Source organism: Providencia sp. PROV119, assembly GCF_028482435.1.
Taxonomy (GTDB): Bacteria; Pseudomonadota; Gammaproteobacteria; order Enterobacterales; family Enterobacteriaceae; genus Providencia; species Providencia stuartii.
The window spans coordinates 17831-35945 of sequence record NZ_JAMPQL010000015.1; the positions used below are offsets into that span (position 1 = coordinate 17831).

The 18115-nt window shown below is 42.1% G+C and carries 16 protein-coding genes; 5 read left to right on the plus strand and 11 right to left on the minus strand.

Features of this window, described 5'->3' with window-relative positions; translation table 11 throughout:
• Positions 1-7: 7 nt before the first annotated feature.
• From PSF11_RS13765 to PSF11_RS13775, 3 genes are all read left to right on the plus strand, one after another.
• Positions 8-2308: a TonB-dependent hemoglobin/transferrin/lactoferrin family receptor gene (locus tag PSF11_RS13765; protein WP_072502491.1), complete on the plus strand. Its 2301-nt coding sequence runs from the start codon at positions 8-10 to the stop codon at positions 2306-2308.
• 77 nt (positions 2309-2385) lie between these two features.
• Entirely contained in the window at positions 2386-2916 is a 531-nt protein-coding gene (locus tag PSF11_RS13770) for an RNA polymerase sigma factor (protein WP_004923195.1), read from the plus strand.
• 26 nt (positions 2917-2942) lie between these two features.
• Positions 2943-3854 (plus strand): glycerophosphodiester phosphodiesterase family protein, encoded by a 912-nt coding sequence (locus PSF11_RS13775; protein WP_036941530.1) that lies wholly within the window; start codon positions 2943-2945, stop codon positions 3852-3854.
• Positions 3855-3982: 128 nt separating this feature from the next.
• Here the strand turns inward: PSF11_RS13775 and nqrM are convergent, their stop codons facing one another.
• The 8 genes from nqrM to PSF11_RS13815 form a co-directional block, all read right to left on the minus strand.
• The gene (nqrM, locus tag PSF11_RS13780) at positions 3983-4210 is read right to left on the minus strand and encodes a (Na+)-NQR maturation NqrM (RefSeq protein ID WP_004923200.1); all 228 of its coding nucleotides are present in this window, start codon (positions 4208-4210) and stop codon (positions 3983-3985) included.
• Positions 4211-4226: 16 nt separating this feature from the next.
• Entirely contained in the window at positions 4227-5258 is a 1032-nt protein-coding gene (locus PSF11_RS13785; protein ID WP_036943998.1) for an FAD:protein FMN transferase, read from the minus strand.
• 191 nt (positions 5259-5449) lie between these two features.
• On the minus strand, positions 5450-6676 hold the full coding sequence (nqrF, locus tag PSF11_RS13790; protein WP_004923204.1) for an NADH:ubiquinone reductase (Na(+)-transporting) subunit F: 1227 nt from the start codon (positions 6674-6676) through the stop codon (positions 5450-5452).
• A 15-nt stretch (positions 6677-6691) separates the two neighbouring features.
• Positions 6692-7288: an NADH:ubiquinone reductase (Na(+)-transporting) subunit E gene (gene nqrE / locus PSF11_RS13795; RefSeq protein ID WP_004923207.1), complete on the minus strand. Its 597-nt coding sequence runs from the start codon at positions 7286-7288 to the stop codon at positions 6692-6694.
• A 4-nt stretch (positions 7289-7292) separates the two neighbouring features.
• A complete protein-coding gene (locus tag PSF11_RS13800) occupies positions 7293-7922 on the minus strand; it encodes an NADH:ubiquinone reductase (Na(+)-transporting) subunit D (protein WP_004923209.1) in 630 nt (209 codons plus the stop codon).
• Positions 7915-8709, minus strand: a complete 795-nt coding sequence (locus tag PSF11_RS13805) for a Na(+)-translocating NADH-quinone reductase subunit C (protein ID WP_004923212.1) — start codon at positions 8707-8709, stop codon at positions 7915-7917. The genes PSF11_RS13800 and PSF11_RS13805 overlap by 8 nt, the downstream gene beginning before the upstream one ends.
• A complete protein-coding gene (locus tag PSF11_RS13810; RefSeq protein WP_004923214.1) occupies positions 8702-9940 on the minus strand; it encodes an NADH:ubiquinone reductase (Na(+)-transporting) subunit B in 1239 nt (412 codons plus the stop codon). Before PSF11_RS13810 ends, PSF11_RS13805 begins: the two co-directional genes overlap by 8 nt.
• A gap of 4 nt (positions 9941-9944) precedes the next feature.
• Complete coding sequence (locus PSF11_RS13815; RefSeq protein ID WP_004923217.1) at positions 9945-11288, minus strand: Na(+)-translocating NADH-quinone reductase subunit A; 1344 nt, start codon at positions 11286-11288, stop codon at positions 9945-9947.
• A 415-nt stretch (positions 11289-11703) separates the two neighbouring features.
• Between PSF11_RS13815 and PSF11_RS13820 the strand changes: the two genes are divergently transcribed.
• Positions 11704-12441: a L,D-transpeptidase family protein gene (locus PSF11_RS13820; protein WP_014656669.1), complete on the plus strand. Its 738-nt coding sequence runs from the start codon at positions 11704-11706 to the stop codon at positions 12439-12441.
• Here the strand turns inward: PSF11_RS13820 and PSF11_RS13825 are convergent.
• On the minus strand, positions 12412-13179 hold the full coding sequence (locus PSF11_RS13825) for a class II glutamine amidotransferase (RefSeq protein WP_004923223.1): 768 nt from the start codon (positions 13177-13179) through the stop codon (positions 12412-12414). The genes PSF11_RS13820 and PSF11_RS13825 overlap by 30 nt on opposite strands.
• Before the next feature lie 26 nt (positions 13180-13205).
• Positions 13206-13784, minus strand: a complete 579-nt coding sequence (gene lpcA, locus PSF11_RS13830) for a D-sedoheptulose 7-phosphate isomerase (protein ID WP_014656671.1) — start codon at positions 13782-13784, stop codon at positions 13206-13208.
• 349 nt (positions 13785-14133) lie between these two features.
• Between lpcA and fadE the strand changes: the two genes are divergently transcribed.
• On the plus strand, positions 14134-16593 hold the full coding sequence (gene fadE / locus PSF11_RS13835; protein ID WP_040132885.1) for an acyl-CoA dehydrogenase FadE: 2460 nt from the start codon (positions 14134-14136) through the stop codon (positions 16591-16593).
• A 419-nt stretch (positions 16594-17012) separates the two neighbouring features.
• Here fadE and PSF11_RS13840 read toward each other — a convergent pair whose 3' ends face one another.
• Positions 17013-17477, minus strand: coding sequence for a RidA family protein (locus PSF11_RS13840; RefSeq protein WP_004923225.1), 465 nt, complete (start codon positions 17475-17477; stop codon positions 17013-17015).
• Positions 17478-18115: the final 638 nt, after the last annotated feature.

Genomic DNA, 18115 nt, shown 5'->3' on the forward strand with positions numbered 1-18115 from the left:
GAAAATAATGAATAAAAATTATATTTCATGGTTTAAAATCAATAACTCTACACATCTCTTTTTATCAACATTTAATCACCTTTCTCTGGCTGGATTACTTGTTGTTACCTCCTCTGCATTTGGGCAAAGTGCATCGGAAGAGGTTAAACAGACAAAACAACAAGATGATGTCGTGCAATTCCCCGCGCTCTCTGTTGTTGGTAATTTAAATTCCAGTGTCGGTGCCGGTAGCTCTGTATTAAAACTGAAGGATATTGAGCGTACTCAAGCTAATAACCTTGCAGAATTAGTTGATCAGCTACCGGGGGTCTCCTCATCAGGTTCACCTCGCCCCAGTGGACAAACCCTAAATATTTGGGGCATGGGCGATGTGGAAGATGTCAAAGTGACCCTTGATGATGCCCCTAAAGGGTTTGAAAAATATCGCCAAGGCTCTGTGTTTATCGAGCCTGAGCTGATTAAACGCATTGACGTTGATAAAGGACCACATAATATTATGGATGGTAATGGTGGTTTCGGCGGAACCGTTAAAATTACCACCAAAGATCCCGCAGACTTACTACTTGCCGATCAACATTTTGGCGCTATGTTCAAATATAGCTATCACACTAATGATCGCCAAAATATTTACAGTTCAGCACTATATGGTAAAACATTAAATGGCGTTGCAGATGGTTTGCTGTATGTCAGTAAACGAAAAGGGGATGATTTACGCCGCCCCGATGGCACTCGATTTGGCTTTTCGCAAGCTGACCAACTCTCTTATTTACTGAAAACCAACCTTTATCTCAATGATGAACACACGCTCAGTCTATCGGTAATGCGCTCCGAATCAGATAACTTAGTTCCTTGGGCAGCCAAACGAGATGAGTTAGCAACACCAACGCAAAAAGAGATTGAGCAATATGGTTTTGACGGTGCGATAAAACGCAAATTGGTCCAACGGGATCAACAAGATCAAAACTATAGTGTGAAATGGAATTATATCCCTGAAAATAGTGATTGGATCAACTTAACGACAACTTATGCTTGGTCTAAGAGTCAACAGCATGATACCCGACCAGAAAATGCTTCAAAATACTTAACCTCCAGCTTAGGGAATAAAAGTTGGGTTGACTATACCGATCAGCTATTTGATATCCATAATGAAAGTCTATTTGATACTGGTCGTTTAGAACATCAACTTACTATAGGTGCTCGTTGGCATAAAAATGATCGCGGTATTTTGATGTTTGATGCGGGAAAAGCGAAAAACCCTAAATATAACTATGGTTATTATCAGCCACAATTTATGCCAGCAGGTGTTCAAGAAACCACTAGTGTATATCTCCAAGATGCGATTAGTTGGCACACACTCACTGTCACACCAGGCTTACGTTATGACTATGTGCAGAACAAAGGTAAAGGAAACTTAGCCGCAACCTATATGGAGCAAGACCCGCTAATTGGTCATGACTACCGTTCTGTCACTTATAGTGGTATTTCACCTCACTTAGGCATTCTTTGGAAAACGACACCGAATCTCACTTTATTCGGGGATGTTAGCCGCACATGGCGTGCACCTGTTATTGATGAACAATATGAGGTGCAATTTGCCAATAGTAGTTTAACCGGAAGTAGTCGAAACTTGGGTAAGGAGCGCATGGATGGGGTACGTTTAGGCGCAATACTCGACTTTGATCAAGTCATACAGGCCAATGATCAGCTGCAAATACGAACCACGCTTTTTCGTAACAGAGGAAAGGATGAGATATTCCGCCGCCGTGGTGAATACTGTGAAGCCAAGAAAAATGGTACTGGCGATTGTGGTCGCCCCTTATCCAATTACCGTAACTTACCCGGTTACACCATTGAGGGCTTAGAAATTGAGCTATTTTATGATAGCCCGAATGTATTCGGTAAAATGGCCTACTCCGCTATCAAGGGTGAACGTGACGCTTCCCCTCGAGACCCTTGGTTTGGGCAAAAAACATGGATTGGTGAGATCCCACCAGATACCTTACATGTTATGTTGGGGTATAAACTCCCTCAATGGAATGCCAACTTTGGTCTCACCGGTGACTTTGTTGGTCATCAAGTCCGCTCTCCCGCAGATAGAGATCCTAAAGCCGATTCATGGGGATACCCAAAGTCGAAAGGCTATGCACTCTATGGCGCATTTGCGCAATGGCAGCCTGAATTTATTCCAGATACCAATATTAGAGTGACCGCGACTAACCTCTTTGACCGTGACTACTATCCCTACTTAGGGGAGTCTGTCTCAGGCGTTGGTCGTGATGTTCGCTTAAGTATCACCAAGTACTTCTAAGCAATCGATGGACTCTCATCTCTGAGAGTCCATAATTGACAATAAAATAAAAATGATAATAATAATTATTTTTATTTATGACAACGCACACTCCCTCTATAGAAAATAGCGACTTGGCAGAAGAAAGCCAACTTTTGCAACAGCACGCCCCTAGCCTATTTCGCTATATTCTTGCGCGCACACCTGATAGCGATATCGCAAACGAAATTTTACAGGATGTCTTTGTTCATACGATTGAAACATATCGCTGCCAAACTTTGCAATTTCCGAGAGCCTTTATGTACACACTGGCACAACGCAACATCGCTAATTTTTATCGTCGGCAACGCATCGAAGCGGAATATCAACGTTTGCTGGTGGAGCCTGAGCCAGAGTGGAATTTAGAAACTCAGTTAGTAGTCGAAGAGCAATTGCAATTACTGTCTGAGCAACTTGCCAAACTACCTGAAAATATGGAACAAGCTTATTTACTCGCGCAATTTGAAGGGATGACTTACCAACAAATTGCAACTCAGTTAAAAGTTAGTCCTAATTCAATCAAGTACTACTTACAAGTAGCAAGAAAAGTATTACAAAAAGAGCTCACTGAAACGTATTTAACTCATTGAGATAACTATTATTATAGGTAATAAATATGACAAAAACAGCAATGCCATCTATTAAAAAAGGGGTGGCTATCAGTTTATTGTTTCTTGCCAGCTACAGTGCAGCCGCTCAATCCCCACAAATTGTTGCCCATAGAGCAGGAACGGCAGATGCGCCAGAAAATACGCTTTATGCAATTGAACTGGCTAAGAAAAATAGCGCCGATATTATTTGGCTAACCGTCCAACTCTCTAAAGATAATCAACTTGTTCTATATCGGCCAAGCCAGTTAGAGGCATTAACCGATAAAAAAGGGGTTATTTCTGATTACTCCGCTCAACAACTCACAACGTTCAATGCCGCCCATCAATTTAATAAAAAAGCTCATCTTCAATTACCGTTACAGCAAACCACGATCCCAACACTTGGATCCATTCTTAAAAAATATCCAGATACTGCGTTTTATATTGATTTAAAATCACCTGACGCCGATCCAGATACTCAAGCAGAAGCGGTGTACTCCCTGCTCGAAAAAAATAATGCTTTTAAAAATACTCGGTTTTATTCAACCAATGATGCATTTGTAAAAGCTCTAACCAAGCGCTCCGATAAAATTAATACCTTTGAAAGCCGTGATGAAACACGCACTATCTTAGCGAATAGCGCGATGAATCATCATTGTTCAGTCAGCAGTGATGCACAATCTAAATCGCGTTGGTATGGCTTTGAATTACACCGTAAAGTCGAGGTTGTAGAGAAATATACGTTAGGAGAGGCTCGCTCACCTGCAACGTTGTCATGGGATAAAGAAGCCATTGATTGCTTTAGAAAAAATGGTCAGGCCTACATTGTTCTATTTGGTGTCAATAGTGCGGCAGATTATCAATTAGCTAAAGAAATTGGTGCGGATGCCGTGATGGTTGATTCCCCTAAAACTTTTAAAAGCGAAATCATTAAGTAAATTTTAGCTGGCTTTATCTAATCGGTTTTACGTTAAAGCTATCTGTCTTAATTAGGCCGCCAAATAAAAAATAAGCCTTAACTGTGAATGTTCGCAGTTAAGGCTGTCATCATACTAATATCGACTATTTAAATAATGCGGTGTTTTTCAAGTGCCTTTTGGCGAGCCTCTTCCCGTGCCATACGTTTTTTACGGGCATCGCAAGGTTCAGGGCAATCACAGACTTTTTCAACACCAATACTGCTTAACCCACCACAGCTACCTTGAATACTTTTGCGCTTAATAATATACCCTAGTGACATACCGAGAAATGCCAGTAGGAATAGGACGAAAGCTGCAATAAAAACATTTAGCATTCTTACATCCTCCTAATTACTGCTTTTTCTGTAAAAATGGCTCGAATGCCTTAGTATAACGCTCTTCAAAGCCTTTTTCTGTCTTAATGATCATAAACACAGGAATATCGAGCTTTTCAGCTAAGGCAAAACCTTCAACAGGCCCTAATACATTAAGCCCAGTCGATAGCCCATCAGCACTCATGCAAGTTGGTGCCAGTACCGTAATCGAAACGAGGTTATGTTTAATTGGCATCCCTGTTTTCGGGTCGATGGTATGAGAGAAGCGCACACCGTCTTGTTCAAAATAGTTGCGATAATCACCAGAGGTAGCAATAGACATATCACCAGGTTCAATCACTTCCTGAGCCGTTTGGTTTACGCCATCGGTTTGTGGTTTTTCAATCGCAATCCGCCAAGGTGCACCTTTACCATTTTTCCCTTTTGTACGTACTTCACCACCAATATCAACCATATAATTATTGATATTAATTGACTCCAAGTATTCAGCTACAACATCAACGCCATAGCCTTTTGCTATCGAAGAAAGGTCGACGTACAATTCAGGGATAGTTTTAATTAAGTTATTGCCCTGCACAGACAGCTTTTCTATACCAACCCATGCACGACGTTTCTCCAATTCACTATCTGTTGGTGCTTTGGTTACTCGCCCTTCTGGCCCAAAGCCCCATAAATTGACTAACGGCCCTACCGTGACATCTAATGCACCATTAGTTAATTCATTAATGCGTATGGCTTCTTTAACAACTTTCGCTGTTGCTGCTGAAACAGGAAAAGGAACATTAACCTCTTTAAATTGGTTGAAGCGACTTAATTCCGAGTCTGGACGATAAGTTGACATCTGATCATTCACTTCTTCTAAGCGCTTATCTATCTCAGCTTGGATAGATTCACTGCTTGGCGATGAAGATTCAGCAACATATTTAATGGAATAGTAGGTTCCCATTGTCTGACCCTGAAGGTTTGCCTGTTCAGGCCCACCGCAGGCAGCCAACAATAGTGTCGCTGCAAATAGCAGCACTGGGGTAATCACTTTTCTGTTCAGCATAATTTTCTCTGCTTCAATAATAAGCGCCCACACAAGTGGGCGCTATACTCGCCATACTTCAAGTTTCAACATTATTGATGGCATTCATTCACACGAGTCACAAAGCTGTTTAAATTCCTAGTCACTCATTGGCCTGCCGTCTCGCTGTACCTCGAATTATTTAAAGTATATACAAACAACTCTAGGGTTACTTAACCACCGAAATCATCCAACAAGATATTTTCATCTTCTACACCAAGATCTTTAAGCATCTTGATAACCGCAGCGTTCATCACTGGTGGCCCACACATGTAGAATTCACAATCTTCTGGTGCTGGGTGATCTTTCAGGTAGTTTTCATACAATACATTATGAATAAACCCGGTATAACCATCCCAATTATCTTCCGGCAATGCGTCAGAAAGTGCAACATTCCAAGTAAAGTTTTCGTTTTCAGCCGCTAATTGATCAAAGTCTTCTGTATAGAACATTTCGCGCTTAGAACGAGCACCATACCAGAAGCTGATCTTACGTTTCGAATTTAGACGTCTTAACTGATCAAAAATATGTGAACGCATTGGTGCCATCCCCGCACCACCACCAATAAAGATCATCTCTGCATCGGTTTCTTTAGCGAAGAATTCACCAAATGGCCCAGAAATTGTCACTTTATCACCCGGTTTTAGCGACCAAATATAAGATGACATGATGCCCGGTGGAACATCTGGATTACGTGGTGGCGGTGTAGCAATACGCACGTTCAACATGATGATCCCGTGTTCTTCTGGGTAGTTAGCCATTGAATAAGCACGAACTGTGGGTTCTTTTACCTCAGAAACATAGCGGAACAAATTAAATTTATCCCAATCCTCACGGTACTCTTCTGGAACATCAAAATCTTCATATTTCACTACGTGTGGTGGACATTCTATCTGAATGTAACCACCTGCACGGAATGGTACGACTTCACCTTCAGGAATTTTCAGTTTCAGTTCTTTAATGAAAGTTGCTTTGTTATCATTAGAAATAACTTCGCATTCCCATTTTTTCACCCCAAAAATTTCTTCTGGTAACTCAATTTTTAAGTCTTGTTTAACGTTCACCTGACAAGCTAAACGGCAACCATCTTTCGCTTCACGTTTATTAATGTGAGAAAGCTCTGTTGGCAGGATATCCCCACCACCTTCTTTGATTTTCACGCGGCATTGACCACAGGAGCCACCACCACCACAAGCAGATGAAACGAAAATCCCTTGGTTAGATAACATACCTAACAGCTTGTCACCTGCGGGAGCTTCAAAGCTCTTATCAGGGTCGCCGTTAACTTCAACTTTGATGTTCCCTGTATTGACTAACTTGGATTTAGCAAACAGGATCAGACCTGTTAGCACCAAGACAATCAGGGTAAACATCACTACGCCTAGAATAATAATATCCATGAATTCTTCTCGCCTTTATAGCTGCACACCGGAGAAGGACATAAAGCCCAGTGCCATCAAACCGGTGGTGACAAAGGTAATACCTAAGCCTTTCAGACCCGCCGGAACATCTGAATATTTCATCTTTTCACGAATCGATGCTAACAGCACAATTGCTAACATCCAGCCGATACCTGAGCCGAACCCATAAACGATAGATTCGCTAAAGTTGTAATCGCGCTGAGCCATGAAAGAGACGCCACCAAAGATTGCACAGTTAACGGTAATCAACGGCAGGAAGATACCCAATGCGTTATAAAGTGACGGGAAATAACGGTCTAAAATCATTTCCAGAATTTGCACCAGTGCTGCAATAACCCCGATAAAGGTAATAAAGTTAAGGAAAGATAAATCGACCCCCTCAACTAATGCACCATCACGCAGTACTAGGTTGTACACAAGGTTGTTGGCAGGTACAGAAATACCTAACACCACGGTAACAGCAATACCTAAACCGAAAGCTGTCTTAACATTCTTCGATACTGCCAAAAATGTACACATACCGAGGAAGAATGCCAATGCCATGTTTTCAATGAACACGGCTTTTACGAACAGACTAATATAATGTTCCATTGACTTAATCCTTCTCTACCTGAGCTGGTTTCAAGGTACGTAACCCCCAAATCAGCATACCAATGATAAAGAATGCACTAGGCGCTAACAGGAACAAACCATTAGGCATATACCAACCACCATTTTGCAATGATTCCATAACGGTAATACCAAACAATTTGCCAGAGCCGAACAGCTCGCGTAGGAAACCAACGAGGATCAGAATGACACCATAACCAAGGCCATTACCAATACCATCCATAAAGCTTTCTACCGGTGGCGCTTTCATGGCATAGGCTTCTGCACGACCCATAACAATACAGTTTGTAATGATAAGGCCGACGAACACCGACAGCTGCTTAGATATCTCATAAGCATAGGCACGCAAAATTTGGTCAACAACGATAACCAAAGAAGCAATAATTGCCATCTGAACAATGATCCGCACACTGCTTGGAATGTAGTTGCGAATTAATGAGATAAAAAAGTTAGAGAACGCGGTAACCAAAGTTACTGCGATGGTCATGACGACAGCCGTTTCCAGCTTAGTCGTTACTGCCAGTGCAGAACACACCCCGAGGATCTGTAACGCAATTGGGTTGTTATCAAACAAAGGCCCAAGTAGGACGCGTTTTACTTCTTTAGAATCAGCCATTATTCAGCGCTCCTTCACGAACTTTTTTCAGGAACGGACCAAAACCGTTATCACCTAACCAAAAATCAAACATATGCTGAATGCCGTTTGATGTTAGCGTTGCACCTGAAAGGCCATCGATACCATAAGGACTATCTGTAGAGCCACTACGGACAATTTTTATTGCCGGTACCCCCTGCTCATTGAACAGTTTTTTACCCGGCCATTGCGCCTTCCATTGTGGATTATCGACTTCACCACCAAGACCTGGCGTTTCACCATGCGAATAATATGTGATACCACGAGAAGTCACGCCATCCACATCTACCGCAACGAAGGCATACATCACCGACCATAGTCCTGACCCATAAACAGGCAGAATAATTTGTGAAATTTTGCCTTGTTCATCTTTCACAAGATAGATTTCAGCCGTATTTGCACGACGGCGAATTTTGGCGATATCTTCTTCAGGTGAAAGTGCAATGCTGGTTTCATCGCTACGTAATTCACTATTGAGGTCAAAGCGACTCTTGCTATCAGAAAGCTCATTAGTTTGGAAGTTCAACAGCTTAGGTTCAATACGGTCACTGTAAACTTTTTGAACTTCTTCCGCTGTCATTTTAGGTTGCAATAGACCTGCAACACTCAAAATATTACGTTGCGTATCTAATAAAATTTGTTCTTGCTGCTTAGATTTTAATCCTACAGCAGAACCGGCTACGACGATAGAACAGACTAGACATAGAATAAAAACGACTATGAACGTTCTTCCGACGCTATCTTTATTGGTTGTTTTTTCATTAGCCACGGGCTTTTCTCCGTTTAATATTTGCTTGAACGACCAGATAGTCAAACAGAGGAGCAAACAAGTTGGCGAACAGGATTGCTAGCATCATGCCTTCCGGATATGCCGGGTTTGCAACACGAATAAGCACACACATTACACCGATCAAAATACCGTAGGCCCATTTGCCTTTATCTGTAAACGAGGCCGAAACTGGGTCCGTCGCCATAAAGATCATCCCGAATGCAAAACCACCTAAAACCATGTGCCAGTACCATGGCATTGCAAACAATGGATTCGTCTCTGACCCGATAAAGTTAAACAGGTAAGACATGGCAATCATCCCAAGCATAACGCCAGCAACGATGCGCCATGATGCAATACGGAAGAAGATAATGAAGGCACCACCAATGAAAATCATCAATGTGGAAACTTCACCGATAGAGCCAGGCATATTCCCTAGGAATGCTTGCATCCAAGAGATTGGCTCACCAGATACCGTATTCATTAACGCGCGCTCACCGCCCGCAGCCCATTGAGAAAGTGGGGTTGCACCAGAGAAGCCATCCGCCGCTGTCCAAACAAGATCACCCGAAATTTGTGCAGGGTAAGCGAAGAACAAGAAAGCACGGCCTGCAAGTGCAGGGTTTAAGAAGTTGCGCCCTGTTCCACCAAAAATTTCTTTAGCGATGACCACACCAAATGTAATACCGAGCGCCGCCTGCCATAATGGGATAGTTGGCGGCACAATCAGGGCAAATAGGATGGACGATATAAAGAAACCTTCGTTGATTTCATGACCGCGGATCAGAGAAAACAGAATTTCCCAAAAACCACCGACTGCAAAAACAACCGCATAGATAGGTAGAAAATAGACTGCACCAAGCAGCATTTTACTACCCCAGCCCGCATCAGGTGTTAATGATGCTCCCAAGAATTGAGCTAAGCGATAGTGCCAATCACTCGCTAAAACTTGCTGTAGCTCAGCCCCACTGTATAAGTGATAAAGAGCAGGAATGGCTTGGTTACCAACGTTATACATCCCCCAGAACATCGCAGGAAATACAGATAACCAAACCAAGATCATCATGCGTTTCAGGTCTATTGTGTCACGAACGTGAGAACGACCTTTAGTCACCGTTCCTGGCGTATAGAAGACTGTCGTAACAGCTTCAAACAATGGATAGAGTTTTTCTAACTTTCCACCAGGCTCAAAATGATGCTCATGCTTTTCAAATAAATTTTTCAAACCCATGGAATTACCCTTCTAGCTCAATCTTGGTCAGTACATCACGAAGTACAGGGCCATATTCATATTTAGCCGGGCATACATAAGTACACAGTCCCAGATCTTCTTCATCCAACTCTAGACACCCCAACTCCTGAGATGAATCCGTATCTCCAGAAAGGAGGTCTCGTAGCAGGTGAGTTATCATAATATCGAGAGGCATTACACGTTCATAATTACCAATTGGCACCATTGAGCGCTCACCACCATTCATGGTTGTGGTGAAGTTGAAGCGTTTGCCTTTCAAGAAATGGCCAACCGTTGTACGTGTAATGGTGAATTTATTAAAGCCCGGCCAAATCCAGCCGAAAAGCTCTCTTTCACGCCCTTCACGTAATACTGAAACCTGATTATGGAAACGCCCTAAATAGTGATGTGTATCATCACAAGGTACGCCCCACAGTACAGAGCCAGAAATAATGCGGTTATCTCCCTCTTTGAGCTGACCTTTTGTTAACTCATAGAGATCCGCACCAAGACGAGTTTTAACTAAACGTGGTTTCTCAACTTGAGGCCCCGCAAGGGCAATCACGCGATCAGTATATAGATAGCCTGTTGTGAATAACTTACCAATCGCAATGACATCTTGATAATTAAGGTGCCATACTTTTTTATTGAGGCTCACAGGCTCAAGAAAATGAATATGAGTACCGACTAAGCCTGCGGGATGAGGGCCTGCAAATTCGCTATAGCTCACTTGAGGGTGATTATCAGATTTCGCTAAATCCCCCGCGCCATGGCAAACATGCACTTTACCTTCGGTTAAATGGCTAATAATGGTTAAACCATCATTAAAAGCTTGTTGTTGTGAACGAATAATCACAAGTGGGTCAGCAGCAAGTGGGTTGGTATCCATCGCCGTTACAAAAATCGCGGCGGGTGAGGAACCCAGTGCCGGTGAGCGGCTAAATGGACGCGTTCGCAATGCTGTCCATAAACCTGATTTAACCAAGTTTTCTTCGACTTGTTCACGAGTCAATCCTGCAAGCTCTTCACGCTTATAAGCAGCAAAGGCCTCTTGCTCGTCACCATCAATTTCGATAACAACGGATTGGAGTACACGACGCTCACCACGATGAATAGCAATAATTTTACCGCAGGCTGGGCTAGTGAATAAGACACCAGGGTTCTTTTTATCTTCAAAAAGAACCTGCCCTTTTTTAACGTGCTCACCTTCTTTAACCAGCATAGAAGGACGCATTCCGACATATTCTTCACCTAGCAATGCTACGTGTTGAATTTTCGGGCCGTCTTCTATTACTTGGGCTGGCTCACCTGCAATAGGAAGGTTGAGTCCTTTTTTAATTTTAATCATAAGATCTGCACAAGTTTCTAAGTTAACCCTAAGCTAATGATCCTGACATAGACCATAGCGACTCAGTAAATAAAAACAGCTCAAGTTACTCACATAACTCAAGCAAATAATTCTCTCGATATCGTGAAGCTATTCTCTTTCTGCCGCTCGTAATTTTATCAGTTCCCCCGACTTCTGTCCGGATATTCAAGTGACTTAGCTCAAGCAAATTACAATAAATTTTCAACTTTCTTTATAATTATTCGTAAAAAACGAGCATTTACATCATATTTATCGAACGCTGTGCGATTTTCACACAATATCTATTCCGTACGAAACTATTAATAGGCTATATCAAATTACTTTTAGCTCATTTAAAATAGCGCCATAATGTCTTTTTTTTAGGCAAAAATACTCATTTAAATTTGGTTTAAGTATGAATAAAAATATCCTTATTAGCTTTATTTTCAACCTGTTTTTTCTGCAAATTACGGTTGCTGAAGCGAATAACCATTCATTTTTGCTTAATAGTAAAACAACTAACCAGCAAAATTCCGCGATCTTTATTCAGATATTTAAGCAAGAAGGCGTCTTGGAGCTATATCAAAAAGCGCCGAACGGAAAATATAACTTATCTAAAACTTATCCAATTTGTAAGTTTTCGGGCGGGCTAGGCCCTAAAAAGCGCGAAGGTGATCTAAAAAGCCCTGAAGGCTTTTATCAAATAACCGCCTCCCAACTGAATCCAAACAGTCGGTATTACCGATCTATTAATTTAGGTTTTCCTAATGAATATGACCGAGCACAGGGCTATGAAGGTAACTACTTGATGATACATGGCGACTGTGTTTCTGTTGGTTGCTATGCGATGACAGATAAATACATGAGTGAAATCTACCAAACTGTTGAAAGTGCTTTTAAAAGTGGACAAAGCACGATTGATGTCAGTATTTACCCGTTTCGAATGACAAAAGAAAATATGTTGATCCACAGAAACTCCAGCCATTACGCTTTCTGGCAGCAACTAAAACCGGCTTATGATTACTTTCAGGATGTAGGCAAGCCCGCACAAATCTCTGTAACATCAGGAAAGTATGCTGTGAATAGCTTGCCAGAAAGGTCGGATACTTTATTGAGACTTCGATCACAATATACGTTGGCCGAGGTGAAATAGCACGAAACTACCCGGTTCAATTTTGTGCCAATTTTCATTACCTGTTAGCGGCTGCGTGGCAATCACTGAAACAATATCGGTTGGTGTTGTGCAACTTTGAAAATCGATCTCAATATCCTGATCGAGTAATTTCGCCTTACCGAATGGAGCTTTACGAGTGATCCAATAAAGATTGGTTGAACAAAATGCCATTACGTAACGCCCATCTGATAGCAGCATATTAAATACACCTTTACGACGTAACTGCTCAGCCAGCACCGCAATAAAACGGAAAACAGCGGGCCAATTCGAGGGGGTTTTCGGATATTTCGCTGCAAGTTGGCTCAAAATCCAGCAAAATGCTTTTTCGCTGTCTGTTTCACCTATCGGTCGATAATGCCCTGTATTTAGTGAGCGATACCCTTTTAATTGCCCGTTATGTGCATAGGTCCAATTACGTCCCCACAATTCACGCGTAAAAGGATGCGTGTTTGCTAGTGTGACATCACCTCGATTCGCTTGGCGAATATGTGCTATCACCGTTTCCGATTTGATTGGATACTCCTGCACAAAGCGTGCCACTGGGGATAAAAAGCTAGGTTGAGGATCTTTAAAAGTGCGGCACCCCAGCCCTTCATAAAACGTGATCCCCCAACCATCTTTATGTGGGCCAGTTTGCCCCCCACGGGATATCAGTCCACTTAGGCTGAAGTTAATATCTGTTGGCACATTTGCACTCATGCCAAGTAATTCGCACATTACAAGACCCTCTATAGTTTAAGAAACTACTTTACCATTTCTTTTTCAATCAGCTGGATCAGGATATGAATCACTTTAATATGGATTTCCTGAATACGATCCGCATAACCAAAATGAGGTACACGAATTTCAATATCTGCGCTACCCGCCATTTTGCCGCCGTCTTTCCCAGTCAGCGTAATCACTTTCATGCCCTTTTCACGCGCAGCACTAATAGCTTTGATAATGTTGCCTGAGTTGCCAGAAGTCGAAATGCCCAGAAGAACATCCCCTTCTTTACCTACAGCCTCAATAAAGCGAGAAAACACATATTCATAGCCAAAGTCATTACTGACACAAGATAAGTGGCTAACATCAGAAATGGCAATAGCAGGATAGCCTGGGCGATTTTCACGGTAACGCCCTGTCAGTTCTTCAGCAAAGTGCATGGCATCACAGTGGGAGCCACCATTACCACACGAAAGCACTTTTCCTCCGGCTTTAAAGGAATCTGCCAGTAACACCGCCGCTTGCTCAATAGCCTGAATATTTGCATCATCACTAAGGAATTTTGCCAACGTATCGGCCGCTTCTGATAATTCACCACGGATCAGGTCTTGATACATGAGATTTCCCCTTAAATTTAACGAGTTTTGTGCCATGATAAACGGCATCAAGATAGGTAATTAATCTTTACTACTCAGATTGTTACACAGGGTACATTTTCTTTCTACATCTGATTACGCTTGATTTATGCATTTAGGGCTAATCAATGCGTTTTGCCTCTTTTTCTCCCTTTGCGCCTACTTCATCTATCTCACAAATTTTTTTATGAAACAATCACCAAACATTATTTGGTGATTTTGTGAGCCAAGTTGTAATTAAGATGTAAATGTCTTGCTAATTGTTTATTACTGGATATAGATTAAGAGAAACAACAGGTCAGACCTCTTACAAGTAGACAGGAGTTTCCCTATGACCCTACTCAGCATAATTCTATTTCTCGCATTAATCGGTATTCTCTGTTACCACAAGACTTCGTTAACATTGAGTACCGTTCTGTTACTTGCCTATACCGCCGTTATGGGGGTACTTGATGTATGGAGTTACTGGATGTTACTGCCAGTAGCTCTTGTGTTATTCCCTTTTGTTTTCACTCCCGTGCGTCAATCACTGGTTTCAGTGCGTGCACTGAAAATGTTCCAAAAAGTCATGCCTCCCATGTCTCGTACAGAGAAAGAAGCCATTGATGCAGGAACAACATGGTGGGAAGGTGACCTTTTCCGTGGCGCACCGGATTGGAATAAATTACATAATTACCCAAAACCACAGCTGACGGCTGAAGAACAAGCCTTCATTGATGGCCCTGTAGAAACGGTTTGTGGCATGGTGAATGATTTTGCAGTAAGCCATGAATTGTCCGATCTCCCCCCAGAAGTTTGGCAATATTTACGTGAGCACCGCTTCTTCGCCATGATCATCAAAAAAGAGTATGGCGGCCTTGAGTTCTCTGCCTATGCGCAATCCCAAGTTTTACAAAAATTGGCGGGTGTCTCCGGTATCTTAGCTATCACCGTTGGTGTTCCTAACTCATTGGGGCCAGGTGAGTTGCTGCAACATTATGGTACTGATGAACAGAAAAAACGTTACCTCCCTGGCTTAGCGACAGGTGAAGAGATCCCTTGTTTTGCGCTTACTAGCCCAGAAGCTGGCTCTGACGCCGGTGCTATCCCTGATACTGGCGTTGTCTGTATGGGTGAATGGCAAGGAGAGCAAGTGTTAGGTATGCGTTTAAATTGGAACAAACGCTATATCACTCTTGCCCCCATCGCGACAGTTCTTGGGTTGGCTTTCAAATTATCAGATCCTGATCGTTTATTGGGTGGTGAAACACAGTTAGGGATCACCTGTGCGTTAATCCCCACTAATACCCCAGGCGTCGAAATAGGCCATCGTCACTTCCCACTGAATATTCCATTTATGAATGGACCAACGCGCGGAAAAGACATCTTTGTTCCTATCGACTACATTATCGGTGGCCCTAAAATGGCAGGCCAAGGCTGGCGTATGCTTGTGGAGTGTTTATCTGTAGGTCGTGGAATTACTCTGCCATCTAACTCGACAGGTAGCTTAAAGAGCATTGCAATGGCGACAGGAGCCTACGCTTATATCCGTCGCCAATTTAAATTGCCTATTGGTAAGATGGAAGGGATTGAAGAGCCGCTCGCTCGTATCGCAGGTAATGCCTATTTGATGGATGCTGCTGCTACATTGATTACCTCTGGTATCATGTTAGGTGAAAAACCTGCCGTGCTATCTGCTATCGTTAAATACCACTGTACTCATCGTGGGCAACATTCAGTCATCGATGCCATGGATATTACGGGTGGTAAAGGCATTTGTCTTGGCCCATCTAACTTTGTTGGTCGAGCTTACCAAGGTGCGCCAATCGCCATTACCGTTGAAGGTGCCAACATCTTAACCCGTAGCATGATCATCTTTGGCCAAGGGGCTATTCGTTGCCATCCTTATGTGCTCGAAGAGATGGCGGCAGCACAAGACAATAATCTGCACAAATTTGATAAAGCAGTATTTGGTCATATTGGACATGTTATTAGCAACCAAGTCCGTAGTTTCTGGTTGGGATTAACCAATGGTCGAGGAAGTAGCGCGCCAACGAAAGATGAAACGCGTCGTTACTATCAAATGTTAAATCGCCAAAGTGCTAACCTTGCCTTACTTGCCGATATCTCCATGGCTGTTTTAGGTGGTAGCTTAAAACGTCGTGAGCGTATCTCTGCACGCTTAGGCGATATTCTCAGCCACTTATATTTAGCAACCGCAACACTTAAGCGTTATGAAGATGAAGGTCGTCAAAAAGCGGATTTACCACTGGTAAAATGGGCTGTAGAAGATTGTCTGTATCAATCTGAGAAGGCGATGGATGATTTATTGAAAAACTTCCCAAATAGAATGGTTGCAGGTTTAATGCGCATTACCTTGTTCCCGACTGGTCGTGCTATGTCTGCCCCTTCTGATCGCCTAGACCACAAGCTAGCACAACTGTTAATGGAGCCATCTGAAACTCGTGACAGGATCGGTCGTGGGCAATATCTGACACCAACAGAGCATAACCCGCATGGTTTAGTGAATCAGGCGCTGTATGACATCATCGCTGCAGAGCCAATTTTTGAGCGCATCTGCCGTCTGAAAGAGCGCAAGTTTAGTTTCACTCGCTTAGATAAATTGGCAGAGCAGATGTTGCCTGAAAATATTATCACACAAGAAGAAGCTGATATTTTACGTAAAGCAGAGGCAAGCCGTCTACGCACCATCAATGTTGATGAATTTGAGTTTGATGCTCTAGGCGTACACAGTGAAAAAAACCCTCGCGAGGAAAATGAAAAGCAAGCTAAGAAAAAGCAAGCCGCTTAATTAGCTGCCTACATTGTCAGCGCCATAAAGCCCCAAGCATATTGGGGCTTTATTTTTTGCATGGAAACTGGCACATAAAAGGAAACTGAATATTTATTAAAGAGTCATAAGGTAAAGGATAGTGTGTCTTTTTATACAATAATCATTTTGTTAGTAGAGCAATCGCGCTCGCTACCCATTCCCGCTATAAGGCCGTTTGTATGGGCATTTCACTGTTCGACACCACTCCCCTTCAAACGGCAGATGCTATGTGACTATTGCCTTTAGGTCGAAATACTAAGAAGTTTGGTTAGCAGATAATTACAGCAGTGTTTTTATTTAGCGCTAAAATACAAAACTCCCGATAAATATTACCGAGAGTTTTATCATCAAAAGGCGGTCAGCCTATATTAAGGCTGGAAATTGATTGCTAAAACGGCTTATTTTTTAACCGCAGTAACTTCAATTTCAACCAACCATTCAGGGTGAACCAGAGCCTTCACTTCCATTGCTGATCTAGCTGGTGTCAGAGGCTGAGCTTTAGTACCGAAGAATTGAGTATAACCTTTCATAAAGCCGTCAAAGTCCATTTTTCCTGTTTCTGGTGTTGCAACAAGGAAAACTTGCATTTTAACAACGTCACCTAATCCTAGGCCTTGTTTTTCCAATGCAGACTTAATTGAGTTAAGCACATTGACGGTTTGTTCTTCTGTGTTTTTACCGAATGAACCATCAGCTTGTTTTGATGGAACAACACCGCTGAAATAATAGGTTTTCATATTCGCAGGTACTTCAACTACGCTCGAGATTGGGAAGTCAGGTACTGCGGTACGAACGATTGAAGAATTATCAGCCATCGCTACGCTGCTGGCTAATAGTGCTGAAATTAGTAATGCTTTTTTCATATTCAGTTCCCTATTTTATGATATTGCTTTTTATAAAATCTAGAAATGACCTCTAGTGAAGATGCCATTACACCTTCTCATCAGTCATTCATATAAGAAGCCACTTTGCCCATAATAAAAATGGTCATCAAAGCAGCATAACATTTATGTGTTTATCTCTTACTATTTCAGTTCAAAAGATATCCACTAAGTGCTTAAGAGATATTATCCCTTACTGCAATATTTATGTTGTCAAATTTACCTTTAATTTGGCGATATATTTACCAGACATAAACTATGGTTTTTTTAGCCTATATTCAGACGCTACCGGAGTAAATTCAGCGCCATTAACCTATTTTAGTACCACATCCTTTCCATGACTTAACAATGTCATGAAGGTGATGAATAAGCTAAATACGAAATGAGTCAGTTTGTCAGAGACTCTCCCGCTAAAATTACACTAACGTATTTGCTGCGCCACAGATTAATGCTCGTCCTCAAAGATATCGTCTAGTTTAAGGGTATTTAACAAAACGCTTTTTTCTTCATTGTTGAATTCATTATCTATGATAATTAATATCAGCAACTTTAGACAGCCATTCACTTATCTAATCATTAAATCAGCAAAAAACTCTCTAAAACACTGAAGGTTACCATTC

Bases quoted from the DNA above. Each gene is read 5' to 3' on its own strand.
- nqrF (WP_004923204.1), bottom strand. From the start codon at position 6,676: ATGGATATTATTATTCTAGGCGTAGTGATGTTTACCCTGATTGTCTTG.
- PSF11_RS13765 (WP_072502491.1), top strand. From the start codon at position 8: ATGAATAAAAATTATATTTCATGGTTTAAAATCAATAACTCTACACAT.
- PSF11_RS13825 (WP_004923223.1), bottom strand. From the start codon at position 13,179: ATGTGCGAATTACTTGGCATGAGTGCAAATGTGCCAACAGATATTAAC.
- PSF11_RS13820 (WP_014656669.1), top strand. From the start codon at position 11,704: ATGAATAAAAATATCCTTATTAGCTTTATTTTCAACCTGTTTTTTCTG.
- PSF11_RS13775 (WP_036941530.1), top strand. From the start codon at position 2,943: ATGACAAAAACAGCAATGCCATCTATTAAAAAAGGGGTGGCTATCAGT.
- PSF11_RS13810 (WP_004923214.1), bottom strand. From the start codon at position 9,940: ATGGGTTTGAAAAATTTATTTGAAAAGCATGAGCATCATTTTGAGCCT.
- PSF11_RS13815 (WP_004923217.1), bottom strand. From the start codon at position 11,288: ATGATTAAAATTAAAAAAGGACTCAACCTTCCTATTGCAGGTGAGCCA.
- PSF11_RS13840 (WP_004923225.1), bottom strand. From the start codon at position 17,477: ATGAAAAAAGCATTACTAATTTCAGCACTATTAGCCAGCAGCGTAGCG.
- PSF11_RS13800 (WP_004923209.1), bottom strand. From the start codon at position 7,922: ATGGCTGATTCTAAAGAAGTAAAACGCGTCCTACTTGGGCCTTTGTTT.
- PSF11_RS13770 (WP_004923195.1), top strand. From the start codon at position 2,386: ATGACAACGCACACTCCCTCTATAGAAAATAGCGACTTGGCAGAAGAA.
- PSF11_RS13785 (WP_036943998.1), bottom strand. From the start codon at position 5,258: ATGCTGAACAGAAAAGTGATTACCCCAGTGCTGCTATTTGCAGCGACA.
- nqrE (WP_004923207.1), bottom strand. From the start codon at position 7,288: ATGGAACATTATATTAGTCTGTTCGTAAAAGCCGTGTTCATTGAAAAC.
- nqrM (WP_004923200.1), bottom strand. From the start codon at position 4,210: ATGCTAAATGTTTTTATTGCAGCTTTCGTCCTATTCCTACTGGCATTT.
- lpcA (WP_014656671.1), bottom strand. From the start codon at position 13,784: ATGTATCAAGACCTGATCCGTGGTGAATTATCAGAAGCGGCCGATACG.
- fadE (WP_040132885.1), top strand. From the start codon at position 14,134: ATGACCCTACTCAGCATAATTCTATTTCTCGCATTAATCGGTATTCTC.